General features: G+C 65.9%; 26 protein-coding genes and 1 tRNA gene. 11 read left to right on the top strand and 16 right to left on the bottom strand.

Annotation, left to right across the window (positions count from 1 at the left end; translation table 11 throughout):
- Positions 1 to 8: 8 nt before the first annotated feature.
- The 5 genes from IE92_RS0109705 to IE92_RS0109685 all read left to right on the top strand — a co-directional run bounded on the left by IE92_RS0109705 (position 9) and on the right by IE92_RS0109685 (position 5,262).
- Positions 9 to 923 (top strand): carbohydrate ABC transporter permease, encoded by a 915-nt coding sequence (locus IE92_RS0109705; RefSeq protein WP_030148301.1) that lies wholly within the window; start codon positions 9 to 11, stop codon positions 921 to 923.
- Positions 923 to 1,783: a carbohydrate ABC transporter permease gene (locus tag IE92_RS0109700; protein ID WP_030148300.1), complete on the top strand. Its 861-nt coding sequence runs from the start codon at positions 923 to 925 to the stop codon at positions 1,781 to 1,783. The genes IE92_RS0109705 and IE92_RS0109700 overlap by 1 nt, the downstream gene beginning before the upstream one ends.
- Positions 1,784 to 1,804: 21 nt before the next feature.
- The gene (locus IE92_RS0109695) at positions 1,805 to 3,493 is read left to right on the top strand and encodes a glycoside hydrolase family 13 protein (protein WP_030148299.1); all 1,689 of its coding nucleotides are present in this window, start codon (positions 1,805 to 1,807) and stop codon (positions 3,491 to 3,493) included.
- 201 nt (positions 3,494 to 3,694) lie between these two features.
- On the top strand, positions 3,695 to 4,477 hold the full coding sequence (locus IE92_RS0109690) for an HAD-IIB family hydrolase (protein ID WP_051701783.1): 783 nt from the start codon (positions 3,695 to 3,697) through the stop codon (positions 4,475 to 4,477).
- A 143-nt stretch (positions 4,478 to 4,620) separates the two neighbouring features.
- Positions 4,621 to 5,262, top strand: a complete 642-nt coding sequence (locus IE92_RS0109685; protein ID WP_030148297.1) for an MBL fold metallo-hydrolase — start codon at positions 4,621 to 4,623, stop codon at positions 5,260 to 5,262.
- Between the two features lie 205 nt (positions 5,263 to 5,467).
- Here IE92_RS0109685 and IE92_RS18940 read toward each other — a convergent pair whose 3' ends face one another.
- From IE92_RS18940 to IE92_RS0109645, 8 genes are all read right to left on the bottom strand, one after another.
- The gene (locus tag IE92_RS18940; RefSeq protein WP_052367293.1) at positions 5,468 to 6,115 is read right to left on the bottom strand and encodes an excalibur calcium-binding domain-containing protein; all 648 of its coding nucleotides are present in this window, start codon (positions 6,113 to 6,115) and stop codon (positions 5,468 to 5,470) included.
- A 232-nt stretch (positions 6,116 to 6,347) separates the two neighbouring features.
- Positions 6,348 to 6,896, bottom strand: a complete 549-nt coding sequence (locus IE92_RS0109675) for a TetR/AcrR family transcriptional regulator (RefSeq protein WP_030149649.1) — start codon at positions 6,894 to 6,896, stop codon at positions 6,348 to 6,350.
- Positions 6,897 to 7,123: 227 nt separating this feature from the next.
- Complete coding sequence (locus IE92_RS0109670; protein WP_030148294.1) at positions 7,124 to 8,347, bottom strand: saccharopine dehydrogenase family protein; 1,224 nt, start codon at positions 8,345 to 8,347, stop codon at positions 7,124 to 7,126.
- 52 nt (positions 8,348 to 8,399) lie between these two features.
- Entirely contained in the window at positions 8,400 to 9,833 is a 1,434-nt protein-coding gene (locus IE92_RS0109665; protein WP_245601285.1) for an APC family permease, read from the bottom strand.
- A 1,407-nt stretch (positions 9,834 to 11,240) separates the two neighbouring features.
- Positions 11,241 to 11,576: a hypothetical protein gene (locus IE92_RS0109660; RefSeq protein ID WP_156027492.1), complete on the bottom strand. Its 336-nt coding sequence runs from the start codon at positions 11,574 to 11,576 to the stop codon at positions 11,241 to 11,243.
- 104 nt (positions 11,577 to 11,680) lie between these two features.
- The gene (locus tag IE92_RS16675; protein WP_081863911.1) at positions 11,681 to 13,132 is read right to left on the bottom strand and encodes a tail fiber protein; all 1,452 of its coding nucleotides are present in this window, start codon (positions 13,130 to 13,132) and stop codon (positions 11,681 to 11,683) included.
- 62 nt (positions 13,133 to 13,194) lie between these two features.
- Positions 13,195 to 13,569 carry a hypothetical protein gene (locus IE92_RS0109650; RefSeq protein ID WP_156027491.1) on the bottom strand — a complete coding sequence of 125 codons (375 nt, stop codon included), beginning with the start codon at positions 13,567 to 13,569 and terminating at the stop codon, positions 13,195 to 13,197.
- Positions 13,570 to 13,728: 159 nt separating this feature from the next.
- Positions 13,729 to 13,804 (bottom strand) — tRNA-Ala (locus tag IE92_RS0109645).
- Positions 13,805 to 14,022: 218 nt separating this feature from the next.
- On the opposite strand from IE92_RS0109645, the gene IE92_RS0109640 reads away from it, so the two are divergent.
- Positions 14,023 to 14,715 (top strand): hypothetical protein, encoded by a 693-nt coding sequence (locus IE92_RS0109640; RefSeq protein ID WP_030148289.1) that lies wholly within the window; start codon positions 14,023 to 14,025, stop codon positions 14,713 to 14,715.
- 68 nt (positions 14,716 to 14,783) lie between these two features.
- On the opposite strand, the gene IE92_RS0109635 is transcribed toward IE92_RS0109640, so the two are convergent.
- The 3 genes from IE92_RS0109635 to galU all read right to left on the bottom strand — a co-directional run bounded on the left by IE92_RS0109635 (position 14,784) and on the right by galU (position 17,439).
- Complete coding sequence (locus tag IE92_RS0109635; protein WP_156027490.1) at positions 14,784 to 15,770, bottom strand: hypothetical protein; 987 nt, start codon at positions 15,768 to 15,770, stop codon at positions 14,784 to 14,786.
- A gap of 109 nt (positions 15,771 to 15,879) precedes the next feature.
- Positions 15,880 to 16,533, bottom strand: coding sequence for a GNAT family N-acetyltransferase (locus tag IE92_RS0109630; RefSeq protein ID WP_030148287.1), 654 nt, complete (start codon positions 16,531 to 16,533; stop codon positions 15,880 to 15,882).
- 9 nt (positions 16,534 to 16,542) lie between these two features.
- Positions 16,543 to 17,439: a UTP--glucose-1-phosphate uridylyltransferase GalU gene (gene galU / locus IE92_RS0109625; RefSeq protein WP_030148286.1), complete on the bottom strand. Its 897-nt coding sequence runs from the start codon at positions 17,437 to 17,439 to the stop codon at positions 16,543 to 16,545.
- A gap of 80 nt (positions 17,440 to 17,519) precedes the next feature.
- Between galU and IE92_RS0109620 the strand changes: the two genes are divergently transcribed.
- From IE92_RS0109620 to mscL, 3 genes are read left to right on the top strand one after another with little or no spacing between them, the layout of a single operon-like run.
- Entirely contained in the window at positions 17,520 to 18,101 is a 582-nt protein-coding gene (locus tag IE92_RS0109620; RefSeq protein WP_030148285.1) for a 5-formyltetrahydrofolate cyclo-ligase, read from the top strand.
- A 38-nt stretch (positions 18,102 to 18,139) separates the two neighbouring features.
- A complete protein-coding gene (locus IE92_RS17835; RefSeq protein WP_043321570.1) occupies positions 18,140 to 18,352 on the top strand; it encodes an FmdB family zinc ribbon protein in 213 nt (70 codons plus the stop codon).
- A gap of 26 nt (positions 18,353 to 18,378) precedes the next feature.
- Positions 18,379 to 18,852, top strand: a complete 474-nt coding sequence (gene mscL, locus IE92_RS0109615) for a large conductance mechanosensitive channel protein MscL (protein WP_051701631.1) — start codon at positions 18,379 to 18,381, stop codon at positions 18,850 to 18,852.
- A 261-nt stretch (positions 18,853 to 19,113) separates the two neighbouring features.
- Here mscL and IE92_RS0109610 read toward each other — a convergent pair whose 3' ends face one another.
- From IE92_RS0109610 to IE92_RS17325, 3 genes are all read right to left on the bottom strand, one after another.
- The gene (locus IE92_RS0109610) at positions 19,114 to 19,347 is read right to left on the bottom strand and encodes a hypothetical protein (protein WP_030148283.1); all 234 of its coding nucleotides are present in this window, start codon (positions 19,345 to 19,347) and stop codon (positions 19,114 to 19,116) included.
- Positions 19,348 to 19,513: 166 nt separating this feature from the next.
- Entirely contained in the window at positions 19,514 to 23,269 is a 3,756-nt protein-coding gene (locus IE92_RS0109605) for an AAA family ATPase (protein ID WP_245601255.1), read from the bottom strand.
- A 156-nt stretch (positions 23,270 to 23,425) separates the two neighbouring features.
- Positions 23,426 to 24,148, bottom strand: coding sequence for an META domain-containing protein (locus IE92_RS17325; RefSeq protein ID WP_051701633.1), 723 nt, complete (start codon positions 24,146 to 24,148; stop codon positions 23,426 to 23,428).
- A 185-nt stretch (positions 24,149 to 24,333) separates the two neighbouring features.
- Here IE92_RS17325 and IE92_RS0109595 point away from each other — a divergent pair, with 185 nt between their 5' ends.
- Positions 24,334 to 24,729, top strand: coding sequence for a CNNM metal transporter family protein (locus tag IE92_RS0109595; RefSeq protein WP_030148280.1), 396 nt, complete (start codon positions 24,334 to 24,336; stop codon positions 24,727 to 24,729).
- Positions 24,730 to 24,828: 99 nt separating this feature from the next.
- Here IE92_RS0109595 and IE92_RS0109590 read toward each other — a convergent pair whose 3' ends face one another.
- Both IE92_RS0109590 and IE92_RS0109585 read right to left on the bottom strand, forming a co-directional pair.
- Positions 24,829 to 25,635: a YidC/Oxa1 family membrane protein insertase gene (locus tag IE92_RS0109590; RefSeq protein WP_030149652.1), complete on the bottom strand. Its 807-nt coding sequence runs from the start codon at positions 25,633 to 25,635 to the stop codon at positions 24,829 to 24,831.
- A gap of 123 nt (positions 25,636 to 25,758) precedes the next feature.
- Positions 25,759 to 26,073: a DUF6412 domain-containing protein gene (locus tag IE92_RS0109585; protein ID WP_030148278.1), complete on the bottom strand. Its 315-nt coding sequence runs from the start codon at positions 26,071 to 26,073 to the stop codon at positions 25,759 to 25,761.
- A 59-nt stretch (positions 26,074 to 26,132) separates the two neighbouring features.
- Here IE92_RS0109585 and IE92_RS0109580 point away from each other — a divergent pair, with 59 nt between their 5' ends.
- On the top strand, positions 26,133 to 26,516 hold the full coding sequence (locus IE92_RS0109580) for a DUF4259 domain-containing protein (protein WP_030148277.1): 384 nt from the start codon (positions 26,133 to 26,135) through the stop codon (positions 26,514 to 26,516).
- The last annotated feature ends 36 nt before the right edge of the window (positions 26,517 to 26,552 follow it).

Below are 26,552 nucleotides of genomic sequence, written 5' to 3'. Positions count from 1 at the left end.
ACAACATCATGGCAACAACGACGTTGATCAATACCGGCGCCCCGGTGCCCAGGCCCCCGCGCTCGCGCCGTCGGGTCGAGGGCGTCTACTACCTGTTCCTGGTTCCCACGCTGGTCCTGTTCAGCCTGGCAATCACCCTCCCGGCGATCATCGGCATCGTCTCCAGCTTCACCAACTCGATCGGGTTTGGCGACTGGAAGTTCATCGGCTTCACCAACTATGTGGCCGCCTTCGGCGACCCGGCGATCCTGCAGAGCTACCTCTTCACCTTCGGCTTTGCGCTGGTCACGGTGATCCTGGTCAACGCGCTGGCGTTCCTACTCGCGGTGGGGCTGACCGGGAAGATCCGGCTGAAGACCACCCTGCGCACGGTGTTTGTGGTGCCGATGGTCATCTCGGGCATCATCATCGCGTTTGTGTTCAACTTCCTGTTCTCCAACGCGCTGCCCGCGCTGGGATCGGCGCTGGGCATCGATGTGCTCTCCACGAGTCTGCTCGCCAATCCCGATCTCGCCTGGATCGCCATCGTGATCGTCACCGCCTGGCAGGCGATCCCCGGCACCCTGCTGATCTACATCGCCGGTCTGCTGGCCATCCCCACCGAGGTCTATGAGGCCGCGGACCTCGACGGTGCCGGCCGCTGGCAGCAGCTGCGGCGGATCACCCTGCCGCTGGTGGCCGGGTACGTGGTCATCAACGTGATCCTCGGCTTCAAGAACTTCCTCAACGCCTACGACATCATCTTCGGTCTGACCGGCGGCGGCCCGGGCACCTCGACCCGCTCGATCGCGATGACCATCGTCACCGGTTTCACCGGCGGCGACTACGCCTACCAGATGGCCAACGCGACGATCTTCTTTGTTATCGTCATCCTCATTTCGCTGATCCAACTGCGGATCACCCGGGGAAGGAACACCTTCTAATGACCACCCTGACCCCGCGTCGATCCGGCAGGATCGGCACCGAACGCCCACGCTGGTCCACCACGATCATCCTGCTGCTGTGTGCGGTGACCGTGATCATCCCGCTCTATGTCACGATCGTCACCGCCTTCAAAACCACCAGCCAGGCGGTGGACGGCAACGTGTTCTCGCTGCCGGCGCCGTGGAGCGTGGACGGATTTGTTCAGGCGTGGAACCTCACCAACGTGCCCCAGGCGTTTGCGGTCTCGGTGTTTGTGACCGCGCTCACCGTGGCCGGAACGATCCTGCTGGCGGCGTTTGCCTCCTTCGCGATCGCCCGCAACTGGGACCGGAAGTTCTTCCGCTGGTCCTTCTTCTACCTGCTGGCGGCAATGTTCCTGCCCTTCCCGGTGCTCGCGCTGCCGCAGATCCAGCTGACCGGATTTGCCGGGTTGGATAACCCGGTGGGGGTCGCGATCCTGCACATCATGTTCCAGCTGAGCTTCAGCGTGCTGCTGTTCACCGCGTTCCTGCGCTCGATTCCGATCGAGCTCGAGGAGAGCGCTCGGATCGACGGTGCCTCCACCTCCCAGGTGTTCTGGAAGCTGATCTTCCCACTGCTGGCCCCGATGAGCGCAACCGTGGGCATCTTCGCGTTCCTCGCCTCCTGGAACGACTTCATGATGCCCTCGCTGATCACCTCGGATCCGGCGATGCAGACCCTCCCGGTGGTCCAGTCGATCTTCCAAACCCAGTTCAGTAACAACTACAACGTGTCCTTTGCCTCCTACCTGATGGCCATGGCCCCGGCAATCATCGTCTACCTCTTCACCCAGCGCTGGGTGATGGCGGGCGTGACCCAGGGCGCGGTCAAGGGCTAACCGTTCAACCGAAAGGAAACCGTGTCTACTCCGACCGAAACCGTATTTGACCGCACCGGCGAGGCCGCACCGTGGTGGCGTCAGGCCGCGGTGTACCAGATCTATCCGCGCAGCTTCGCCGATTCCAACGGCGATGGGCTCGGGGACATCCCCGGGATCACCTCGCGCGCCGACTATCTGGCCGAGCTCGGGATCGACGCCGTCTGGCTGAGCCCCTTCTACCCCTCGGCTCTCGCCGACGGGGGCTACGACGTGGCCGACTACCGCAACGTGGATCCGCGCCTGGGCACCCTGGACGACTTCGATGCGATGGTTACGGCCCTGCACGCACGCGGCATCCACGTGGTGGTGGACATCGTCCCGAACCACACCTCCGACCAGCACGCCTGGTTCCAGGAGGCGCTGGCGGCCGGGCGCGGATCCGCCGCCCGCGAGCGCTATATCTTCCGCGAGGGCACCGGCGAAAACGGCGACCAGCCGCCCGCCGACTGGGTATCGGTCTTCGGCGGTCCCTCGTGGGAGCGCGTCGCGGACGGTCAGTGGTACTTCCATCACTTCGCGACCGAGCAGCCCGACCTCAACTGGCGCCACCCCGAGGTGCGCGCGGACTTTGTGAAGACCCTGCGGTTCTGGTCGGACCGGGGTGTGGACGGCTTCCGGATCGATGTCGCCCACATGCTCACCAAGGATCTCACCGACCCGCTGCCCAGCCAGGCCGAGCTCGATGCGCTGCCCCAGGATGGTAACCACCCGATCATCGACCGTGACGACGTGCACGAGGTCTACGCCGAGTGGCGCGCGGTGTTCAACTCGTACGATCCGCCACGCACCGCGGTGGCCGAGGCGTGGGTGCACCCCTCGCGGGTGCCGCTGTATGCGAGCCCGAAGTCCCTCGGTCAGGCGTTCAATTTCGACCTGCTGGAGGCCGACTTTGATGCCGAGGAGTTCCGCCGGATCGTGACCGACAACCTGGCCATCTCGGCCACCTCGGGTTCCTCGACCACCTGGGTGTTCTCCAATCACGACGTGGTGCGCCATGCCACCCGCTACGGCCTGCCCCGTACAGAGCGTGGGTCGGATGGACGCCCGCTGCACAAGCACGGATCGCAGTGGTTGCTCAGCGGCGGCACCGTCCCGGTGGTCGACACCGCGGGCGGGCTGCGGCGAGCGCACGCGGCCAGCCTGTTCCTGCTGGCCCTGCCCGGGTCCGCGTATATGTATCAGGGTGAGGAGCTGGGGCTGCCCGAGGTGGCGGACATCCCGGCCGCCGAGCGCCAGGACCCGACCTTCTTCCGCACCCAGGGTGCCGAAATCGGGCGCGACGGCTGCCGGGTGCCGCTGCCCTGGACCGAGTCCGGTCCGTCCTTCGGGTTCGGCGAGGCCGGGGCGCACCTGCCCCAGCCAGCGTGGTTTGCCGAGTATGCGGTCTCCCGCGAGGCCGCCGATCCGCACTCGACCCTGAGCCTGTATCGCCGCGCCCTGGCGCTGCGACACGAGCTGCAGACCGACGAGGCGCTGGAGTGGCTGGAGACCGGACGTGACGACGTGCTGGAATTTGTGCGCCCCAACGGCTGGCGCGTGATCACCAACTTCGGTACCGAGCCCTACCCGCTGGGACCGGATGCGGTAGCGCTGTCCAGCTCGGACCCGGTGGAGCAGGCCCTCACCGAGGTGCCCGGTGAGACCACCGTGTGGATCGCCGCCCGCTAGGAGAAACAAGGACCCGCCCCGCGGGTCACGTTCGAGTCACCGGAGCGGCCACGACTCATCCGCTTCACCCACCCCGCGGCGTCTCATCCGAGGCGCCGCGGGTGCCGTTTCGGGTGCGCGCGGTGCCGTGGACCCGATATCCATCAGCCAGCCGGGACGCGGATTTCAGCCGCACATGCTACCGTTTCTCAAGTGAGTGCCGTGACCGATTCCGCACACGCCGAGCTCCCCACCGAGCTCCCCGTGCTGCTGGCCTTTGACCTTGATGACACCCTGGCGCCGTCCAAGACGCGCCTGCCCGATGAGATGGCCCAGGTGTTTGCGCAGCTGTTGCCGCGCACCCAGCTCGCCGTGATCTCCGGCGGCCAGATCGGACAGTTCCGCTCGCAGGTCATCGAGGCGCTGGAATCCGCCGGTGCGACCCACCTGGAAAACCTGCACCTGATGCCCACCTGTGGCACCCAGTACTTCCGCTTTGTCGACGGTGCCTGGGACCGCCGCTATGTCGAGTCGCTGAGCGATGACGAGAAGGCCCGCGCCCTGCGCGCCGTCGAGGACTCCGCCCGGGAACTGGGCCTGTGGTCCGAGCAGACCTGGGGCAACGTGCTCGAGGATCGCGAATCGCAGATCACCTTCTCGGCCCTGGGCCAGGAGGCACCCGTGGACGCCAAGTACGGCTGGGATCCCACCGGAGAAAAGAAGGAAGCCCTGCGCGCCCGCGTGGCCGAGCTGCTGCCGGACCTGGAGGTACGTGCCGGTGGATCGACCTCGGTCGACATCACCCGCCGCGGCCGCGACAAGGCCTACGGCGTGAACCGTCTGCTCGAGGCCACCGGCCTGGAACTCTCGGACATGCTGTTCTACGGTGACCAGCTGCAACCCGGCGGCAACGACCACGCTGTGGCCGCGATGGGTGCCCGCACGATCGAGGTGACCGGCTGGCCGGATACCCTCGCCCGCCTGCAGGCGCTGCTCGCCAACTAGTATCGTTTTGAACACCGGCCGGGTCCTTCGGGGCCCGGCCGGTGTGCGTTCACGAGCCGACACACTGCTGTGGATAACACCCGCGGCTAAGGCTCAGATTCCTCCGCTATCGTGACGTCGACAAGTGAATGAGAGGGATCCCGATGGAACTCACCAAATACGCCCACGCAACCGTGACCCTGACCAAGGACGGACACGAGCTGCTGATTGACCCGGGCACGTTCACGACCAACACCGACGAGCTCCTGGCCGGGGCCGACGCGGTGCTGATCACGCACGAGCACGGTGATCACTTTGATAAGGAAAAGGTCCTGGCGGCCCTGGAGGCCCGCCCCGACCTGCCGATCTATGCGCCCGCCTCGGTGACCGCCCAGCTGCCGGCCGACCGGGCCAATATCCACACCGTCTCCGCCGGGTTCAGCGCCACCGTTGCCGGCTTTGATTTCGAGGTTTTTGGCGAGAATCACGCGCTCATTCACCAGACCATTCCGCTGGTCGCCAACGTGGGCTATCTGGTGGACGGTAAGGTTTTCCACCCGGGCGATGCCTACCTCGAACCCGGCGTCCCGGTGGACACCCTGCTGGTTCCCACCAGCGGCCCGTGGGGCAAGCTCGGCGAAGCCATCGACTACGTCCGCGCGGTGGCACCGCGCCAGAGCGTCCAGATCCATGACCTGCTGCTGAGCGAGCCGGGCCGCCAGATGAGCGGACGGATGCTCGGAGATGACAATCTGACCGGGGTGCCCCTCACCACCCTGGATGAGGGCGAAAAGCTCAACGTCTAAACGAAGCACAACACACCACCGCCGCGATGATCGTGCTGATCATCGCGGCGGTGGTGTCTTGGGCGCACTGCGCGGGCCGAACCCGCGACCAGGCCGTCCCGTGGTGAGGCGCTCATTCCCGGTCCCGGCAGAACCTGCGACCAGGCGACGTGGTGAGGCGCTCACTCGCGGCGGAACCCGCGACTAGGCAGCTCTGGATCGGCGACTACTCGCAGCCGATCCCGTCGCCGTCGCGATCCAGGTGCCGTCCGTAGCCGGGCTGGCCCGCGTAGACCGGAGCGGCCCCCGCGGCACGAGCGGCGGCGCAGTTCTTGTAGTACACCTCGCGCTGAGCAGGCGGAGCGGCCGGGGCCTGCGCGGGCTGCTGGGTCTTGGGCGGGGTGGCCGCGAACTGTTGCGGCGCGGCGGGAGCCTTTGCCTGGGCCGCAGCCTGAGCCGCGGCAACGGCCGCCTCCAATTCGCCCACGCGCGCGGTCTGGGCGGAGACCTGTGCCTCCAAATCGGTGACCTGGCGTCCCTTCTGATCGGCCAGCGAGGTCGACTCCTTCAGCTTATCCTTGGCCTCATTCGCGGCCTTGGTGGCTTCGTCCACCGCCACCTGCTGCTCCTTGACCCGCGCCTGCGCCTCGCCGAGCTTGGCAACCAGCGAGGCGTTTTCCTCCTTGAGGGCCTCCCGATCGTTTCGGCTAGTGGCACCGCCGATAGCCGATCCGAGACCCAGCACCAGGAGAAACGCCAGGGTAATCACCCACCAGCGTCGAAAGAACGGCTTACGTGGCGACGCGACGCCCTCGTGTTCAAGCGAGGTAACGGGCAGGGGCGCGGTCTCGGGAAATGCTGACTGGGGAGGCACGATTGTAGGGGTCCTTGCGATACGGGAAACTGGAGGTTTCGACCGACATGCGCGGCAGCCAACGGTCGATTATCGCCAGTATGCAGAACGCGAGGATCTGAAACAAAACGAATTCCCGCGTTTTGAGCCGGTGTCGCCCGGTTTGGGGGTACGTCCGGCCGCCAGATTCGGCGCTCGCGGGGCCTCTCGGCGCTCGCGGGGCTTCTCGGCGCTCGCCTCGCAAGCGAGACGCCTAGCGGGTCGGCGGCTTTCCCAGGGTCCCGATCAGGTCGGCAACCGCGGTGATCGAGGACTCGGCCAGGAAGGGATCGCTCTCCTCCCCGATGATGTCGGTGTGATAGGCGATCCCGTCGCCGGCGAGCAGCACCAGGCGGGCCAGGGTTTCATCACCCAGTGAGTCCACCAGAACCTCAAACCACCGATCCCGCGCCCAGCGCAGGGTGATCCACGCCTCGTTGTTTCCGGCCTGTCCGAGCCGGGTGGCGGCCACCACCAGACGCTCCAGCGGCGAGGAGTATTCCAGCGAGGTACTCACGTAGTAGCGGGCGGCCCCCTCGGGGGCGATCCGCATGGCGGCGGCGTCCTCGGTGACCAGCGACTCCAGGCGGTCCAGGATCTCTCGATCCATCGCATCGCGGGAGCGGAAGTGGTGCAGCAGCCCGGCCTTGGAGAGGCCGCTGCGCTTGGCAATGGCGTCGATGCTGGCCGAGCGCACGCCCTGCACGACGAGGAGGTCGACGTAGGCCTCGATGATCTGATCCGGTTTGCTCTGCTGGTCCATGTGACTTCCAGTTTGGCACATCCAACCGGTCGGTAGTGCCCCATGTGGCGGCGCGTAACACGAGCCCCGGTCACGCGCCGCCGGGGTTTTTGTTGGGAGCCACTTCCAGGCGGCTCCGAGCGCCCCGGCCATACCCTAACCGGGCGCTCATTCCCGGTGGGGCGCGGCACAAGCCAGTGCGCGCACCCACCGGGGTGTCGAGGGGTAATCACTCCCTCGAGTCTGTGTTACCGCTCGACGATGCCCCAGGCCGAGCCGTAGCCCTGCGGTTCGGCGGCGGCGAGCAGTTCCAGGAACGGCTTGGCGTCAAACGCCTCGGGGCCGAGGACTCCGGCACCGCTCCAGGTGCCGTTGGCCAGCAGCTCGAGGGCCACAACCGGGTTGATCGCGGTCTGCCAGACCACCGCCTGCGAGTTATCGCGGGCCATGGTCTCCTCGTTGTCGGCCACGTGGTAGAGGTACAGCGACTTCTTGGTGCCGTCCTTGTGGGTTCCGGTCACCAGCACGCCGGCACAGGTCTTGCCCTTCATCAGCGGACCGAGGGTCGCCGGGTCGGGCAGTACGGCGGCCACCAGGTCGCGCGGGGACACCTGCTGACCGCGCACGGTCACCGGCTCGGTCTTGTCGAGGCCCAGCTTGTTCAGGGTCTTCAGAACCTCGATGAACTCGTTTCCGAGGCCGTACTTAAACTCGACCTTCTTGGCGTCGATCCAGCGCGGCATCAGGTGAACCTCTTCGTGCTCCACGTTCACACACTCAACCTCGCCGATGCCCTCGGGGAATTCGAAGGTGATCGGGTCGGAGAAAGGCTCCACCGCGTGCCAGCCGCCCTTGTCTTTGTCCCAGAGGATCGGCGGGTTCAGGCATTCCTCGATGGTGGTCCAGATCGAGAAGGACGGGGCGAACTCATATCCCTCGACGGTCAGGTTGGCACCGTCACGGACCGAGAGCACGTCGATCTCGTCGAACAGCTCGTCGGCGGCGTAGCGGGCGAAGATGTCGGACAGGCCCGGCTCCACACCGATCCCGACCAGGGCCAGCTGCTCCTTCTTTTCCCACTCGTCGGCCACGGCGAACTGGTCGTCGCCGAGCTTGATGTTGGTCTTGGTGAAGGGGTCTTCGGGGTGGCGCACGGACAGGCTCATGGCCATGTCAAGGTAGGTGACGCCGGCGGCGTGGGCACCGTCGAAGATCGGCATCACGAAGCGGGGGTCCACGGCGTTGAGGACGTGGGTGGCACCGGTCTCGCGGATCAGGGCCTCGACGGCATCGGCGCTGGAAGCGTCCACCTGCGCGGCGGTGTAGCGGGGGTCGCCAATTTCGGTCACCAGGCCCTGCGGGCGCGCGGGGTCGTAGTCGGCGATCGTCAGCTTGTCAAAAAAGGAACGGCGAGAGGCGATTCGGGCTGCGGCACTGCCGACGCCACCGGCGCCGATAATCAGGATGTGCACGATACTTCTTTCTGTTGTGACGGTGTTGCTTCGGTTGAGGAAAAGACTGGGGCTAGTTCTCGGGAACCAGCACGGGGGTCTCACGGTTGAGCGCCTTGCCGGAGAAGAACTCCTTGGCGCCGGGGAACCTGGACCAGATGAACATCACGACCAGGCCCAGCAGCAGCGATCCGACACCCATTACGAAGGTGCCGCTGGTGCCGAGCAGCTGCGTGGTGCCGTAGTTCGGATCGAACATGCTGATGGCAGAGTAGATAAACACGGTGCCCATCATCAGCCCGCCGATCAGCGGCAGCACGAGCCTGAACACGGTGTTGCGGGCGCTGTCGAAAAGGTTCCTGCGGAAGAACCAGATGCAGGCAAATGAGGTGATCGTGTAGTACATGGCCACCGCGAGGGAGGTGGATTCGATCGTGTCGGAGAGGATGTTGCCGCTCAGCAGGGACATCCCCACGTAGAAGATCACCGAGACGACGCCCATGAAGATGGTCGAGAAACCGGGGGTCGAGTATTTGGGGGTGATCTTGGCGAACGGGCCGGGCAGGCCCTTATAGACACCCATCGCCAGGGTTCCGCGGGCGGTGGGGAGAATCGTGGTCTGACAGGTGGAGAGGGCCGAGACAAACACCGCGAACACCAGGACCCAGCCCCACTGGCCGAGGGCGTCGTTACGCAGGCCGAAGAACACGTCCTCGGCGGTGTCGGGGTTAGCCAGGCCGGTGCCGGTGGTGCCGACCCCGGCGTGCATCATGGCCAGCAGGGTCATACCGATGTAGGTGATCAGCAGCACGACGGTGGACAGCAGAGCCGCCAGGCCCGGGGTGGTGCGCGGGTTCTTGGTTTCCTCGGCGAGGGAGAGGCAGGTGTCCCAGCCCCAGTAGATGAAGATCGCCAGCAGCACACCCTGGATGAATCCGGCCGGGTTATCGGCGGCGAACGGGTTGAACCAGTCCCAGGAGAAGGCGAAGTTGTGGAATGCGCCGCTGCCGATGGCGAGGGCCAGGCCGATGCAGAAGGCGATGATCGCCAGGTATTGCAGCGCCATCAGAATGTTCTGGGTCAGCGCCCCGGCCTCGACCGCCCGGTAGGAGACCCAGGTCATGGCGGCGATGATGACCGCGCCGAGCGCCACCACGAGGGTGTGGTTCTTGGCGATCGATCCGTCACCGATGAGCAGCAGCAGGTACTTGGAGGCAACCTCGCTCTGGCTCGACATGACGATCACGCCGGCAACGAACACGCCCCAGCCGGCCATCCATCCGGTACGCGGACCGAATGCCTTGGATGCCCAGGTAAACGCGGTGCCGGCATCGGGGACCGCGGTGTTGAGTTCGCGGTAGGCAAAGGCGGTGAGGCACATCGGGACGAAGGCGACGATCAGGGCGATCGGTGCCTGAGCCCCGGCCGCGATCACGATAAACCCGAGGGTTGCCGCCAGGGAGTACAGCGGTGCGGTGGAGCCGAGGCCAATCACCATCGAGGCCATCAGGCCCAGCTTGCCGTGCGCCAGGCCCTTACCGCCCTGGCCCGCGGCCACGTTTTCTGTCACGCTCACTTGTGCTCCTCTGCAACGGTACGCCGGGGTGGGGATCGAGCCGGTCGTCGAGTTTCCGCACCTCCCAACCATTCGGTCGGGAGGTAGGTAAATCGTGCCATGCGATCCCTCCCCCGTCAACACGATCACCCCCAATTTGCGCCTCGGAACCCCCTCGAAACCGGGTTTTCTCGCTGGCAACTCCCGTGTCGCGCCGCGCAACGGCGCGGATTATTCCCCCCTCGCGGCGTTGCGAAACTAAATTGTAAATACCTTGTTTCGACTCCCTGGATGCGGGTCAAATAACCGTCCAGTTATCGATCCAACGGCGGCTACCGCGCCTGTCACTCGCAATTTACTTGGCCGCCAACCGGGCTTGGCGGCCTGTAATTCACCTGCGGGAGAATCACATTGCGCCGCGCTGCCCACCGCTCAGCCACCGGGTTGACCCACCTGAGCACGCTTGAAATATCTGCGGCATCGGCGCGAAGGTCGCGCTGATAAATCGGTTCATGGTGCGCGATCCGATTGCGCACAGTGTGGAGATTTTGCATCGCCGAATACGCGACCGCACGCTCCTGGGGCTGCAGATTCGGAAACGAATGTCGAAGAAATCCGGTCCACAGGGTCGCCTCATATTTCCGACTGAGCAGAAGCCGAAGCTCAGCTCGGTAATTACGAGACTCGGTCGCTCAGCCCTATTCACCTTGTGCAATCGTCGACGAGCGCGTTGGATATGATCCCGTGCCATTGCCGAAAGCGTCCCGTCAGGGTCATCTAACCAGGACCCCGAGCGCGAGCCATGCTTCAGAGCGAGCTGCGATGCGAGCGCATTTCGGACAACAATTTCTACGATCCCAATTGACTGCTGAAAGGCCCCAGATAGGTGAAGATTCCAGTCGTATAGTGCGAGCGCACGCCGTGCATCCTGCCCACAAAGCCGAAGATATGGCCCCATTCGTTCCGTTGAAAAGGCTGAAATTAGACTTTCATGTTCCCGATCCATTGTTTCGCTCCCATTCCCGTGTTAGCTTGTTCAGGAAAGCCCCGGAAGGCCTCTGCGAAAGCACGTCTCCGGGGTTACGTCGTTAACGCTAGGGAACCCGTCACACACATAAAATGCCGGCCCTCATGCTGTGGAGAACCTCCGCCCGTTCGGGCGCTGTGGAGGAAACCCGGGCAGCGCATCGGATACCGCCGTGCACGGGTCAAATGGGGCGGAACCGAGCGGTCCGGGTCGGGCCTTGCTAGGCCGGGACGGACCAGAACCCGAGAACCGGCAACGGGCTGCGACGGATCCAACAGGACGCTATGAAATAAGTCGAAACGGGACGCCTCGGAGCAAAACCAGGTGCGCGCTCAATTCATCCCCGTAGGTACGGCGAGAATAGCGAACCCGATAATCATCGGTATCAGCTGCAGCGCGAGGACAGCCGCGCCGATCAGGAAGGCGGCCAGGCCCAGCCGAGACCCACGGAGCGCGGGATTGTCGCGAAGTGCGGCGCGGGAACTCAATGAACCGATCACGGCGACCAGGGCGAGCACCCACCCCAATGGGGCAAAAACCAGAATCGCGGGCACCGAGGCGAGCGCCAGCGTACAGGACGCCATCGCCATGCCACTGACCGGCCTCTGCCCCAGGCTGCTCTGCTCGCCGAGATTCTCCCGTCCGCGTTCTCCCAAGCTTTCACTCACGCTTCGCAGAATAGCCCAGCCTGAGCACTCACGAACATCCCCCAAACGCGCACCGGGAACGTCCCACCGGGGCGATGCCCCGGTGGGAACTACCGCGCCTCCGATTACTCGCGCGAGGGGTAGATACCGAAGGTGCAGATGCTGGCGATGAGGCCGGTCGGCGTCGTTGCACGCAGATCAGGCAGTGCAAAGTTCTGCTGACCGTTTCCACCAAACGTGGTCCCTAACAGGGTGAAAAGTGCGGTGTTCTGGGAAATGTCGAGGAGCCTTCCATCCGCGGGCGTGCCTAATCCGAAGGCACCCGCGGTGTAGATCACCTGGCCGAGTGTGCAGTCAGTATTGCCCCGCCCACCCTGCCAGGCAGGCCTCATGTCAGTCCCAAATCTATTTGCCAGGGCTTGAACCGCGCCAAACTGATCCCGCGTCAGCCAGCTCGGTCCATCCGGCCCCCGGGGTCCCGCAGGCCCGGTCGCTCCGGTAGCACCCACCTGGCCGACGGCGCCCGCGGCCGAGAGCAGCGCCCAGGCCGAGGCGTCCGTGGGAGCCACACCGGTGAAGGGCTCGGTCCTGGTGGCAATCCAGGTCGATCCCTCGAACTGCACAACGCTCGCCGGGGCCGCGGCCGAGTAGACCGCGGTGGCAGAAAAGGCACCCTGGAACTTCCAGGAGGCGACCCCGGTTGCACCCTGGACGCCCTGCTGGCCCTGTAGACCCTGTAGCCCCTGCGTGCCGCTCGGTCCCTCGGGGCCCAGGGGTCCGCTCAGACCGATCGGTCCGATCGGTCCGATCGCGCCGGTAGCACCCTGACTGCCAGTTTCGCCAGTGTCGCCCTTTTCTCCGGTATCGCCCTTGATCCCGGCGGCGGCAATCAGAATCCAATCCGAAGCCGACGCCTTCGGAGACGCGGCCACGGACGAGCGCGCCGCAACATAGGTTCCCCCCTGATAGGCGACCAGCGCCGCGGGCGGGCCGGCCGTGTAGGTTGCGCTCGCGCTCCATTCGGAGACGCTTGACCAGGCGGCGGTGCCCGCATCACCCTTGTCGCCGCGCGCTCCCTGAGCACCCGCGACACCGGGGGCACCAGGCGCACCGGGAGCACCAGCCATACCGGGGGCACCAACGGTGCCGGGAGTGCCTGGCTGCCCGGAGACCCCACCGGCTCCGGGAGCACCGGGAGTACCCTGGCGGCCGGGGGCACCCTGGGCGCCGGGAACGCCCGAGGAGCCGGTCTTTCCGGGAACACCAGCCTCCCCCGCCGAACCGGGTTCACCCGCGGATCCACTCGGACCAGGTTCACCTGTCTGCCCCTTTTCACCCGGCTTACCGGCGGCTTCGGCCGAGGACTGCCAGGTGACGGGGATGGTTCCGGTTTTGCACTCGGAGTCCTCGGGCAACAGCGAGAGAGTTCCGCTAGAAGAGTCCAGACACCCGTTCAGCGCGGTGCCCTCGCGAATCTGTCCGGAGCCCGCGACCCCGGCCACGGCCAGGGCGCTCCCTCCGCCAACAAGGAGTGAAACGAGGACGCTGATTGAGACGGTTCTCAGCACTGAAACCATGGGTACTCCCTGTCATGGATGGGGGTATGCGCGTGCACCTCAATGCGCAAGCTCGCTATAGGCTACACCTTATAACGTTTTGAAGCGTGCTTCTCCGACACATAGCGACGTACGCGCTTCACCGCCCAACGGATGAGAAGGGCCAACACGATCACCCCCAGCAGGTACATGGCGATGAGGCCGTGCGACATTGCCAAGAATCCGCTCAGAAATGGATGCTCAATCGCGGTCGCCGCATCGACCGTCCACCACACATCCTGCCCGCGCACCCCGTTCCCACTCGCGTGGCGCTCGGCCCCCAGCAGACTCGCCAGCCAGGGACGCACCAGGGCGTTGAGGATCACGCCAACCGCCAGTGGGCCCACCAGGCATGCCATAAACCCCAGCGTATCCAGACGTTCGGCCCGACGCTGGGCGCTAGATTTTGATGTGCTCATCTTCCGGCTACCGTAGCATCACACGCCCCGAGCCGGGCACTACTGCCGTGTCCGGGCACCAACCTGCGAGGCCCGCCCATGGCGGTGTCGAGCAGGTCCGAGATTACCCAGACAAAGAAAAACCGGCCAGTCTCTGCGGAGACTGACCGGTTCTTGTAGTGGTGGACCTAGGGGGATTCGAACCCCCGACCTCTTCATTGCGAACGAAGCGCGCTACCAACTGCGCCATAGGCCCTTGCGGTAAGAACGAGCGTATCACGCGGAAATCGGCTCGCCGAATTCGCGTCCGAAACCGGCTCCTGCGCGGGAATTATTTGAGCCGGTTTGCGCCCCACCCCAAGCTGGGTCATTGACACGACCGTGCCGATCCGACAGAGTCGAAGTCACCTCGCGGGTTTCACCGCGGCACGAAACACCAACCGAAAGTCGCAGATGACTCCCCCACTCGTTGACATGTTTCAGACCTCACGTCGCCGTCCGCCGACACTCGTCACCCTCGGGGCCCTCGCACTCACCCTTGTGGGGTGCTCCATCGAGGATGATTCCCTCAGGTTTCCGTCGAAGGATGCCAGCGAGGAGACTCGGGAGATCGACTACACCGATCCCGACCGCGAAAAAGTGACGCTCGATGACGGCATGCCCCCACTAAATGCCGACCTCACCCTGGAGGAGGTCGACACCTCTCAATTGATGGTCGCCGATTTCAGCAGCGCCGCCCGCGTCAACGAGTTCGGCGCGCAGCTGGCCACCGCTCTCGAACGCCTCGATAATGTCGCCTTCAACCCCGCGGCAACCGCCGAAACCCGAGATGCCGCCCGCGACGAGTTCCTGCGGGACATGACTCAGGGATTCGAGTTCAGCGAACCCGGACGCCACGGTCTCAACTCCGGCGCGGTGGAGGCACTCAGGTTCGGTACCGATCCGGTTCCCGATGGCAAAAGCACCGTAACCGCCAGCCGAGTTCGCTTTGCCGGTGGCGGCCTGACTCAGCGCGAGGACGGGGCAACCCGTGCCGACTATGAGATCCTGTTCGCCCGTGATCTCACCGGCAGCCCGGTCCGCGAGCGATGGGACGAATACGTGCCCTACACGGTCATCTTCCAGGAAAACACAGGTGTCGTGATCGGCTTCGGCACCGAGCGCTAACGGCTCGTCTCCCCCAATAACGCCTACGCCCCCGCTCAATCGAGCGGGGGCGTAGGCGTTATCGAAACCTAACCGGCGTTGCGACGACGCGCGAGCAGGTCGACCGAAAGGTCTTCACCCTGCGCGTATTCATCCACCACGCCCATCCGGGCAAAACGGCTCGGCGGACGCTCGGCGGTGCCTCGATCCGGAACGGCAGGGGCAGCGGACGCGGAGGTTGCGGGCGTCGTCGCCGCCGGGGTGATCGACACCGGGGCCTCGGGAGCCAGCTCGGCCGCGCGCTCGGCGAGCACCTGGGCGAGGGCCGCGCGACGCAGCGCGTCCTGGGCATCCTGCCGGGCCATCGAGGCGGCGGCCACGGATCCCTCGGAGGCGTACATCGGCGCGGGCAGCACCGGCGGAACCCAGGCTCCGGGGCGCAGCGGTTCGGCCTGGGGAACGGCAACGGGCAGCGGATCGGCCAGATCCTGCATCGGCTGAGACTCGGCGGGCGCCGTAGTAACCACCTGATCCAGTACCGCCTCGGGCACCGCGACCAGCTTGACCGGGCGAGCCAGCGCCACTAGCAGCGAAATACCCGCGAGCGCCATGACCGCACCCACGATCAGCAACACGGCCTGACCGCCGCCGGCCACGATCACGCTCCCGGAGGCGACACCGATCGCGCCGATCAGCAGGGTCACGGTCGCCATCAGCCGGGAGCGCTTGCGGGCCTTGGCACGCAGCGCCGTCAGCGGCGGACGCGCGGTGAGCTCGGCGCGCAGCTGGGCGGCCTCTTCGAGCGCCTCCTGCTTGGCACGCTCGCGGATCTCGGCCTGCACCTTGCGCAGCACCTTCTGCTTCTCGGCGACCTCGCGCGAGGAAATCTCCAGGTGTACCTGGCCGGGCAGCTCGGTGGTTTCGGCGAGCACACGCATGGTCTGCTGCAATCGCACCGCGTTGCGTTCGGTCGCCAAATACTCGTTGCGTCGGCGCCATGTAGGCACCAAATAGATGAGCCACAGCACGGCTGCAGCCGCGAACACCACACCACCACTCAGAATTCCACCCGGCATACACCTACGGTACGTGCGAATGACAAAAAACGGCCCTCGCACCGCGGGTGTGTCTACAAACACTCGGCGGATATTCCGGCAGGTCCGGCGTGTTGAACGATCGTGAAACCTAATACTCCAGCGGTACGCTCGCCGCGAGCCGATCGGCCTCGGGAATCTCGGCTAGGCGTGGATCGGCCAGCCCCATCCGCCAGCGCGCGTACACACCCTCGGGAGCCTCCTCGGCCACCACGGCGAAGCAGTAGTGATCGCGCCAGTCCCCGTTGATGTGAATGTAGCGCCGACGTAACCCCTCATACCGGAACCCGAGCTTGCGCACGACCGCCAGGCTCGGGGCATTCTCCGGCCGGATACAGATTTCCATCCGGTGTAGCCCGAGCATCCGGAACGTGTAGTCGGTGGCGAGCGCCACGGCGGTGGGCGTGATGCCCTTGCCCGCAAAACGCTCGGAGATCCAGTAGCCGAGGCTCGCCGAAGCCAGGGATCCATAGGTGAGCCCGGACACCGTCAACTGCCCGGCAAGCTCCCCCCGATACTCCATGATCAGGGGCAGGCTCTCCCCCGCCCGCGCGGCGGCCAGGCGGTCGCGAATGGACGCACGCACGTCCATGGCAAACATGCCGCGGGGGCTGGTCGCCTCCCACGGCGCCAGCCACGATCGGTTCCCCAGCAGCTCACGTTCGAGAGCCTTCGCATCCCGCAGCTTGACGCCGCGCAACACAATATCCCCAACCTGCTGCGGCTGGAAATTCCAAGATGCCACTCGTGTTCCTTAGTCTTCGAGGCCGGCCACGAAGTTACGCAGCCACGGCTTGAGCTCGGCGCCCAGGTCTTCCCGATCGGTGGCCAGCTGGACGATGGCCTTGATGTAGTCGGCCCGGTCGCCGGTGTCGTAGCGGCGACCATCGAAGATCACGCCATAGACGCCGCCGGCAATGGACTCATCCGCGGCTAGCTCCTGCAGGGCATCGGTCAGCTGAATCTCGCCACCCTTACCCGGCTGCGTGTGCTCCAGCACATCAAAGACCTCGGGGCGCAGGACATAGCGTCCGATGATGGCCAGGTTGGAGGGGGCATCCTCGACGGCCGGCTTCTCCACCAGCCCGGTCACCCGAACCACGGACGGGTCGTCGGTGGCTTCAACCGCGGCGGCACCGTAGAGCGAGATCGACTCCGGTGGCACCTCCATCAGGGCGATAATCGTGGCGTTTCGCGAAACCTGCTCGTCCAGCATCTTGGTCAGCAGCGGGTCGCGCTCATCGATCAGGTCGTCACCCAGCAGCACGGCAAACGGTTCGTTGCCCACGTGACGCTTGGCTCGCAGGACCGCGTGTCCAAGACCCAGCGGGTCTCCCTGACGCAGGAAGTGGATGTCGGCGAGGTCGTTGGGCTGCTCCACGGAGTCCAGGCGCTGCTTGTCGCCCTTCTTGCGCAGGGCGATCTCCAGCTCGGTGACCCGGTCAAAGTGGTTTTCCAGGGCGTTCTTATTGCGTCCCAGGATCATCAGAACGTCGGTCATCCCGGCGTCCACAGCCTCCTCCACCACGTACTGGATGGCCGGCTTATCAACGACCGGGAGCATTTCCTTGGGCATCGCCTTGGTCGCCGGGAGGAAGCGGGTTCCAAGACCTGCGGCGGGGATAACTACCTTATTCGCGCGCTTTGACATACCCCCACACTACTCACACCCGGTACTCGGCAACAGCCCGGATCGTATCCACCGGCGCCCATCACACCTAGAATGGGGCTATGTCCCATGAGGTAGACCACCAAAAGCGAGCCCTCCGTGCCGAGCTGCGCGAGCGCCGCCGCAACCTGACCAGCACCGAGCTGGAAAACACCACGGTTGGGCTGACCACCCAGCTGCAGGAACTCATCACCCGTTCCGGGGCACGCAGCATCGCCTGCTATCTGTCCCGTCCGAGCGAGCCGAACACCCGGCCGTTCCTGAACTGGGCGCTTGAGCGCGGCATCCGCATCCTGTTCCCGATCTCGCGGGAGGACGGCCTGCTGGACTGGACCGTCGGCGAGACCGGCGAGGAAAGCGCGGGTCTGTTCGGAATCAACGAGCCCATCGGCGAGCTGCTCGGTCCGATCGCGATCAACGATGTGGACCTGATCATCGTCCCCGCCGCCGCGGTGGACCAAACCGGCATGCGCCTGGGCTGGGGCCGCGGATACTTCGATAAGACCCTCGGATCGATGGAGCGCTGCCCACCGGTCTACGGGGTGATCTACGATAGTGAACTGCGCGATTCCATCCCCCAGGATGTTCATGATCGCCCGGTCAACGGCGTCGTCACCCCGACGCGGATCGCCGAACTCGGCTAGATCCTGCCCACTCTCCCCTCACAACACAGGAAACATACGTGCCTCTCTACTCCTACAAGTGCACCGAGTGCGGAAACGCCTTCGATATCACCCAGAGCCTTTCTGACGCAACGCTGAGCGAATGCCCGTTATGTGGTGGCAAACTGCGTAAACTTTTCGGCACGGTCGGTGTGAGCTTTAATGGCTCGGGTTTCTACAGCACCGACTCCAAGTCGGGTTCCTCCGGGGGCTCCGGCGGAGCCAAAAGCTAACGAAACCACCACTGAAGGGGGACCCTATGATTAAGGGCTTCAAGGAATTCATTCTTCGCGGAAACGTCATTGATCTCGCCGTCGCGGTGGTCATTGGTGCCGCATTCACCTCGGTTGTCAACTCGATCGTCGAGAACATCTTCAACCCGATCATCGGCGCACTGTTCAAGGCCGACAGCCTCAACAGCACCTGGATCCTCACCATCCCGACCCTCGATGGCAGCAAGCCTGCCGAGGTGAAGTTTGGTGCGGTCGTGGGCGCGATCATCTCGTTTGTGATCGTCGCCATCGTGGTCTACTTCGTGTTTGTGCTGCCGATCAACCACTTCAAGAAGCGGGCCGACGCCCTGCTGGCCAAGAACAAGGACGCCGCCGCCGAGGAAACCCCCGAGGTTTCCGCGGATGTGGCCCTGCTCGCCGAGATCCGCGACCTGCTCGCGGCTAACGCCGACAACGCGGCCCTGGGCTCGCGCGGACCGGGCAAACACTCGGGCGAATAGTTCCTTCCACACAAACGCGGCGACCGGATCGGTCGCCGCGTTTTTGTGTTGTGTGTACCCGCCGGCTAGCGCCGCGTGCGCCGAATCAAAGCAACAACCGCGAACACCACGATCCCGATAATGGCGAGCGTTACCAGCGGTCCAACATAAACTGCGGTGGTCATCGAGGTCTCCTCACGGGTGCCGAAGCCGGTTGCTTCGAATTGCCGATGGGCCGACCCTATCGCCGGTCCACCCTCGGCTCCAGTGAGGATTAGTTATCTAGCGGGTGTGGGTGCCCCAGTGAGGGGGTACGTCGGCGCGCATGCGGGCGTCATTGCCGGAGTCTCCGGAGGTCTGGGCGGGTTTGCCGCCCCATCCCGCGTCGGAGTCCTCGGCGGCGCGCACGGGGCGGGTGCCGGCCTGCGGCGCCGGATCGCTGCCGGGCACCGCGGCCGTGCGGACACGACGCGAGCCGGGCACACGACGAATCGGTTCGGACGTGTTCTCGCTCATGATTCCAGCGTACCGCGGGGCACGCTCGGCGGGTGCACCCGGCGGCGCGCCCGTGAGACCTCGGTTGGTTCGGCGGGGCCGCCGGTGTGCGAGGCTAAGCCTCGGGCTCGGCGGGTACGGCCTGCGTGCGGGGCTAGGCCTCGGCGGGTACGCCCGGTGTGCGGGGCTAAGCCTCGGGCTCGGCGGGTGCCGCCGGCCGCGCCTCGGGAACGCCCAGCAGGGCGGTCACCTTGGCGCTGACGCCCTCGGGGTCCGCAAACAGGTCGAACGAGTGCACCCGCAGGTAGTGCCAGCCCAGGCGGCGCAACACGTCGGGACGCAGGCGCAGCGATTCCCGCAGCGACTCGGTGGTCACCTCGGGATCGGACTCGACGGCCACGGCCTTGCCGTTATACGACGCGACCAGCGCGAGCGAACCGCGGTAGCCCACCTCGACGTCGAGGCCGCGACGGTACAGGCGCTCGGCCAGGTCCACCATCATCGGCTCGGCACCCTCGGTGTTCGGCGGCGCGGGCACGTGCTGCACGGGCTTGCGCAGGATCTCGGCGAGCGCCGCGATCCCGTGGCTCGTGCGGGCCGGATCGATATCCTGCGGTTTGATGCAGGACACGATCACCATCGAACGCCGGGCACGGGTCATGCCCACGGCCAGCAGGCGGTCGCCGCCGGGCTCGCCCAGCGCACCAAAGTTTGACAGCACCCGACCGTGCGGGGTGAGGCCGTAACCGAGCGAGAAAATCACCCGGTCGCGGCTCTCGGCCACCGACTGTTCCAGGGTCAGCACGGCGAAGGGCTCGGCACGCTCGCGCAGGATGAAGTGAGCCAGTTCGGAGTGCTGAGCGAAGGCCGAGAGCACCGCCTGGTTGAGCCGGGTCGCGTGCTTGACGCTCGCGGTGACCACCATCAGGGACTCCCGCGGACGATTCGCCGCGTGCTCCAGAACCAGGTTCACCACGCGCGACACCTCGGCATCCACCGACTCGACACCGCCGGTATCGGGATCGGGCATGCCCTTTCCGCCCTTGACGTAGTCGACGGTCAGGCTGCCGTGACCGAGGAACGAGCCCGCCCACGGGAGGGATTCGATCTCGCCCTCGTAGAAGCGCTGGTTGACCAGCTGGCTGAGGTCCTCGCCCCCGGCCCGGTAGCTGCGGGTCAGGGTCAGCGTGGGCAGCAGCTCGCCGAGGCGTGCGAGCGCGGAATCCCCGTGCAGTGCCTCGATGTCGAAGTTCTGAGCCTCGTGCCGGGAGGGATCCGACGCGGCCAGGGTGAAGGGAAGCGGGCTCTGGGTGACCGGGTCACCGAAGGCCACGACCTGCTTGGCCCGGCCGATCGCCGCGGCGTTCTCGGCCAGGGTGGTCGCACCGGCGTCGATCAGGAACACGGTGTCAAAGCGCAGCGAATCCGGGATCAGGTGCACCTCATAGGGCGAGGCCACCCATACCGGGGAGAGGATGCGCGAGAGATGCGGGGCCTGATTTTCCAGGGCCATCGGATCCACCGCGGCTCCGCGCAGCAGCGTGCGCAGCGCGGCGGCCTCCTCGGAGTGGTCCACCAGTCCGATCTTCCAGGTGTCCCCCAGCAGGGTCGCCAGCTGCGCGCCCTGGGCGGAGGCGTGAGCCTCATCCACCAGGCGGAAGTCGGATTCCAGGCGGTCGATCACGCTGGTGTTCGCACCCAGCAGCGCCTTATTGGTGGCCAACAGGTGCTCCAGCACCGACTGCCACCAGGCGAGTTCGAGCTCGTCGGCCACGCGCTCCTCGGGGACGTGACGCACCGAGAGGTCGGTGATCAGCGGCGCGAGGCCCAGATCCTTGAGTTCGGCGATCAGCGTGGTGCGCTCCTGCAGGTTTTCCATGACCTGCGAGTCGGCGGCAAGTCCGGCCATCAGACGCACCAGTTCCTTAACCGGCAGCGCCACCAGGCGCTCATCCCGGGTCACCCGGTGCAGCGGACCGTCCAGGCGCGAGAGGTCGTCCACCACGCGCTGATAGGTCACCTGCACGTCGGCGATGCCCAGCGGCACCTCGGGCATCGCGCCGGTGGACACGTAGCGCTGCCAGAGCACACGCTGCGCCTGGATCCGCCGCAGCGCATCCTCCATGTCCGCGATGTGCACGCCGGGGCGCACATACTCGCGGGCCAGCTTCTTCAGCCGGCGCCGGTTAGCGGTGTTCATGCTCGGCGAATCGCGCCTCGAGCTGTGGGCGATGATCAGTTCCTCGAGCGAGCGGTCAAACACGCTCGGCGAGAACTTGTCCAGGGTGTCGCGCAGATCCAGCAGCAGGCGCAGGTAGACACCCAGCTCCTCGACCGACTCGAACGGCCGCATCCGGGTGTGACCGATCAGATCGTAGGCGCGCTCCAGCAGGCGCGGCAGCTCGGTGCGGTTGAGCTTCTTTGCCAGCGCGTGGGTCGCCTTGGCCTCGGCGGTGGTGGCAAAGGTGGCGCCGTACCAGGGCGAGTCTCCGGGACCGTACTGGAACTCGCCCAGTGCCGCGGCGGCCGCAAGCTTCTGCGAGATGGATCGGCGGTCCCCGGCGAGGTTCCCCATCGAGGTGAGGTCAAGCCGCGCGGCGGTCGAGGGCGGGAAGGGCAGGTTACCCAGGCGGGTCAGCGATTCCAGGGCGTCGATGACCGAGACCCGCAGGGTCGGGTCGATCCGCGACAGCGCGCCGCGGTAGTCGAGCAGCACCCGGCGCAGGCGCACCAGGGCGTCATCCACGTCGGCAATCTTGGGGGCGACGGCCTTCTCATTGCGGCTGATCGCCTCGATCAGGTCGCGGCGCACGGTGGTCGGCCCCACCGAGAGTCCGGGCAGACCCACCTTGGCCAGGCGGTGACGGATCCCGTCCAGGCCCGAGCGCCGGGCACCCACCACGAGCACCCGCTTGTGCTGGGAGACCAGGGCACCAATCGCGTTGACCGCGGTCTGGGTGCCACCGGTTCCGGGCAGGGTGCGCACCACGAGGGAGTTGCCGGCGGTGATCTGGGCAATCACGTTTTCCTGCTCGGCATCGGCGTCCAGCAGCAGGGTGTCGGTGGTGGGCGGACGCTCGTCCTGCCCCACGGCATCCACCGGGAGGAACAGGCTGTCCACGAGCTTCTTGGCCCCGGCATCCCCGGCGATGGCCTCAAGGATCGGGTGCTGGCGCGACTGCACGTCGCGGGCGAGCGCCGGTCCGATATCGGCAAAGGTCGACACCAGCAGGCGCGGCTGCACGCTGAACCACTCCAGGCGACGGGTGATCCCGCGCAGCTCGTCGATCACCGGCTGGGGCTGGAACACACCCTTGGCCACCGAGAGCGCCTCGAAGGCGTCGGCGTCCAGCGCGATGCCAAACTGCTCGCGCATCGCGCGCACCAGCTCGGGGTTCATGACCGAGCGGCCCTTGAGCTTGAGCTCGTAATCCTTGCCGTAGCGGCGAATCGCGACCGGACGCAGCAGCACCGGGGCGCAGTAATCCACCCCGTCATGCCGCCACTGGGCCAGGCCGATGGCCAGGTGCACGGCCTCGATGCCGCGCACCGTGCGCAGCTCGACACCCTTGGTGGTGATCACATCGGCGGCGGACTTGGCCCGGCGCAGCGCGAGCTCATCCCGAATCAGGTTCGACAGCAGCGTCGAGTGACCGGTGATGAACTGCGGCAGACCGCCGGGGTGGGTCGAGGAGAGTTCGATTCGGGTGCGCGGCTCATCGGTGAAGAACAGCAGCGGCGAGGTGCCGCCCACGGATCGAATCTGCTCGATCCAGCGGGCACGCTCGGCGGCGGGATCGGGCTGGGCGACCGGGGTGGGGCGCGGGGGCACGGCGGCATCGGAGACGTCGGTTGTCTCGATGCTCTGGGGCGTGGTGTCCGGGGTCACATCGGTGCCTTCCGGGTTGTTTGCGGGCGCGACCGGCGCGCTCTGGTCAGCCACGGACCCCACAGCGGATTCGTGTTCTTCTGAGTTTTTGTCGAGCGGCCACACAACCACACTTTAGGCGTTTTTTGCCCACTTCGGGGTGAGCCTCGGCCGGTATTGGCCGGAAATCACCGTTTTCACCCAGAAAACAGGGGGCAAACGCGGGTTTTACTAGCCCCGGCCCAGGCGACCGAGGATCTTACCCTCGGCACTTTGGATCACCAGTTCCGCGTCGGTCACCCGCGCGGTCTTGGCCGCGGAGAGCCAGGCGTCCACGTTCTCGCAGGCCATCCGGGTGGACCCGAGCGCATCCAGGGTCACGGTGTCTCCGCTCTGTGCCCAGGTACCGATCAGGGTGTTACACCCGTCATTGCCGTTCAGGGTCCCGTCGGGATTAAGGATCAGGGTAGGGGTTTGTCCCACCCCGGGTTCGGCGGCCGCCCAGGTTCCCACCACCGCGCTTGATCCCGCGTCGCCACCAGGAGTCGGGGTCGAGGGGGCTTTCCCCTGCACCAGGGTCGTCAGGGTGGTCCCCTTCTTATCCTGCAGAATCAGATCCTTGCCCTCAATGCTCACCCGTTCGGTCTGCGAAAAGACACTGGGCAGGGCCTCCCCCTCGCAGGCGATCAGCGTGCTCGGACCCGAGGTCACGGTCAGGGTACCGCTCGGTGCGAGCTTCCAGGTGCCGCTGCCACCATTGCAGCCGTCCGATCCGGTCCAGGTGCCGTCCTTGTCCAGGGTCAGAAACGGGGAGGTGGAGTAGGAGGTAGTGGGAACCCAGGTACCCTCCAGATCGTGCTCTGCGGGGGCGGTGCTCCCGGGACCGGAGGCGCACGCGGTCAGCAGCAGCGCGCTCAGGGCGAGCACGGGCAAAAACAGGTGGCGAGCGGACATCGAGAGCCTTTCGTCGCGATCTTGGGATCCCGCACCCCCGGCCGGATCAATCGTGCCCCCAGCATATCGACCCGGCACCACCGGCACGGAGGCGGGCGATCACAACCCGGTTACGGTTATGGTTCCGCACCGAGCCCGAAGCTGCCATACTCGGAGAACTGACTCATATCCTGGGGGAGCACCGCATGATTCGTTTTCTGATTGGTACCGCGATCAACCTCGGCACCGCCGCGCTGGGCCTGCTGCTGGCGGCCTGGATCATCCCCGGTGTGCACATCACCGCCTCGGGATTCATCGTGGCCGTGGTGGTCTTCACCGTGGCCCAGGCGATTCTGACCCCGTTTATCTTCAACCTGGCCCGCAAATATGCCACCCCGATCCTCGGCGGCATCGGCCTGATCTCGACCTTTGTGGCGCTGTTTGTGGCCACCCTCTTCCCCGGCGGGCTCGGTCTGGCCGATGTGACCGCCTGGATCCTGGCCCCGATCGTGGTGTGGGTGGTGACCGCGCTGGGGGGATGGATCCTCACCGCGATCTTCCTCAAGAAGCGCATCGAGGAGTCCAAGAGCCGCAAGCGGTAACCATCGCGGTGAGCGAGTCCAGAAATCGTCTGCGCTCACCCCACACACCCGGCGGGCCGGTACCGAGAAAATCTTGGTACCGGCCCGCAGTGCGTCCGGCTAGGCGGGCACCAGCTCGGTGCCGCCGCTGCCGGCCGCCTCCGCGCGTGCCCCGAGGATGCGGCGCAGCAGTAGGCGTTCGCACAGGGTCCAGGCGGTGGTGATCATCAGGTAGATCGCCGCGGCCAGCGGAACCCACAGCGCCATCAGCACGGTCATGTACGGCATCCAGCGCATGACCCTGGTGAGTCCGCTCAGGTCGGGCATCACCGGCTGCCCGGGAACCGGGGCGGCCGGGGCGGGTGCGGGTTCCACGGGCAGGAGCAGATAGCGGCGCTGAAGTTCGGCGGTGATCGCCATGATCAGCACGATGCCCAGGTAGATGCCGATCCGCGGCCAGGCCTCCCCCGAGTTCAGCAGGGTCATCAGGTTTCCGCTGAGCGGGAGCCCGCCCAGGGTTTCGGTGAGCAGGGTGTTGGGGGCACCGTGAATCTCGGGCTTAATGAAGAGACCGTAAATGGCCGAGAGCACCGGAATCTGCAGCAGCAGCGGCAGGCAGCCGGCCAGGGGCGAGGCCTTTTCGGTTTGGTAGAGCTCCATCAGCTTGCGCTGACGAACCTCGGGGTTTTTGTATTTTGCGTTGAGCGCGGCGATCTTGGGTGCCAGGCGCTTACGGGTCAGCTCGGCCTTGACCTGGGAGCGACCCACGGGAATCAGCGCGGTGCGCACCAGGATCGTGAGCAGGGCCACGGCGAGCGCCGCCCCGGCCTCGGGTGCCAGCGGGGCCACGAACTCGTGCAGTCGGGTGACGAGCCAGGAGGCACCGTCAAGGAGGAGGGCAATCGGCCCAAAAGAATAGAGGTCCATCGGAGTTTCCAAACGGGTAGGAGAAAGAAGGAATCATCGATGGATTCCCCTCACTCCCCCGGTTTGAAACCGTGGAGGATGGGTTCGGGCGGGCGCGATCAGCCGCCTCGGAAAACCGAGGTGTTAGGCGAGGATACCGCGCGGGCCGGAGGGGAATCCGAGGATTCCTCCCGGCGCTCGGGGACGCGGCTTGCCCGACGTGTTGGGGTTGCTCTGGCTGGGCAGCCGGCGAATGTTGCGGGGATCCCGCACCCGGGTTCGGGTCGCGGTATCCACCATGAACCCGATACTCGGCAGTGCGCGGGCGGCCACCACGGCCAGGGTCAACAGCACCAGGCTGGTCACACCGGTGGTGGCCAGCATGGTGAAGGACTGCGCGTGCACCAGCTGTTCGGCAACCGCGGTAAAGAACTGGGTCAGGAAACTCAGCAGTGACACCGTGTCTCCCTTCGCCGTGGTTCCTGGATCAAGTGTAACCGGAGCGATAGCCTGGAACCATGGGAGCTTGGGAAACAGGAGCATTTGATAACGATGGTGCCGGCGATCTGATCGTCGCGATCACCGAGGGCTACTTCACCTTTGAATCGGTGGCGTGGGCGTTCGAGGATGAGGACTATATCGAGGTGGACGGCGGCCAGATCGCCCTGGCCCTCGCCGAGCTGGCTGTCCGATCCCGCGCGGGCGAGCCACTTCCGCTGGGCGGCGGCGATTCGGCCCCGTTTGCGGCACTGCTCTCCCCCGAACGCATCGAGTGGATCCGCACCCAGGCGACGCGCACCCTGGCGGGGGCCGACACCTCCGAACTGTATGAGCTGTGGGAGGAAGCGGGCGAGCTGGAGGACTGGCTCGCCGACGCGCGCGCCACACTTGCGAAGCTGTAAGCGTAGCTCGCGGCCACGGCGGCCGGCATCTGGCGG

This window comes from Mycetocola saprophilus, assembly GCF_000718085.1.
Classification (GTDB): Bacteria; Actinomycetota; Actinomycetes; order Actinomycetales; family Microbacteriaceae; genus Mycetocola; species Mycetocola saprophilus.
This window is presented reverse-complemented; position numbering and strand designations above follow the sequence as displayed.

Bases quoted from the DNA above. Each gene is read 5' to 3' on its own strand.
- IE92_RS0109705 (WP_030148301.1), top strand. From the start codon at position 9: ATGGCAACAACGACGTTGATCAATACCGGCGCCCCGGTGCCCAGGCCC.
- IE92_RS0109700 (WP_030148300.1), top strand. From the start codon at position 923: ATGACCACCCTGACCCCGCGTCGATCCGGCAGGATCGGCACCGAACGC.
- IE92_RS0109685 (WP_030148297.1), top strand. From the start codon at position 4,621: ATGGAACTCACCAAATACGCCCACGCAACCGTGACCCTGACCAAGGAC.
- IE92_RS0109675 (WP_030149649.1), bottom strand. From the start codon at position 6,896: ATGGACCAGCAGAGCAAACCGGATCAGATCATCGAGGCCTACGTCGAC.
- IE92_RS0109665 (WP_245601285.1), bottom strand. From the start codon at position 9,833: ATGGCCTCGATGGTGATTGGCCTCGGCTCCACCGCACCGCTGTACTCC.
- IE92_RS16675 (WP_081863911.1), bottom strand. From the start codon at position 13,132: ATGGTTTCAGTGCTGAGAACCGTCTCAATCAGCGTCCTCGTTTCACTC.
- IE92_RS0109650 (WP_156027491.1), bottom strand. From the start codon at position 13,569: ATGAGCACATCAAAATCTAGCGCCCAGCGTCGGGCCGAACGTCTGGAT.
- IE92_RS0109640 (WP_030148289.1), top strand. From the start codon at position 14,023: ATGTTTCAGACCTCACGTCGCCGTCCGCCGACACTCGTCACCCTCGGG.
- IE92_RS0109635 (WP_156027490.1), bottom strand. From the start codon at position 15,770: ATGCCGGGTGGAATTCTGAGTGGTGGTGTGGTGTTCGCGGCTGCAGCC.
- galU (WP_030148286.1), bottom strand. From the start codon at position 17,439: ATGTCAAAGCGCGCGAATAAGGTAGTTATCCCCGCCGCAGGTCTTGGA.
- IE92_RS0109620 (WP_030148285.1), top strand. From the start codon at position 17,520: ATGTCCCATGAGGTAGACCACCAAAAGCGAGCCCTCCGTGCCGAGCTG.
- mscL (WP_051701631.1), top strand. From the start codon at position 18,379: ATGATTAAGGGCTTCAAGGAATTCATTCTTCGCGGAAACGTCATTGAT.
- IE92_RS0109610 (WP_030148283.1), bottom strand. From the start codon at position 19,347: ATGAGCGAGAACACGTCCGAACCGATTCGTCGTGTGCCCGGCTCGCGT.
- IE92_RS17325 (WP_051701633.1), bottom strand. From the start codon at position 24,148: ATGTCCGCTCGCCACCTGTTTTTGCCCGTGCTCGCCCTGAGCGCGCTG.
- IE92_RS0109595 (WP_030148280.1), top strand. From the start codon at position 24,334: ATGATTCGTTTTCTGATTGGTACCGCGATCAACCTCGGCACCGCCGCG.
- IE92_RS0109590 (WP_030149652.1), bottom strand. From the start codon at position 25,635: ATGGACCTCTATTCTTTTGGGCCGATTGCCCTCCTCCTTGACGGTGCC.
- IE92_RS0109580 (WP_030148277.1), top strand. From the start codon at position 26,133: ATGGGAGCTTGGGAAACAGGAGCATTTGATAACGATGGTGCCGGCGAT.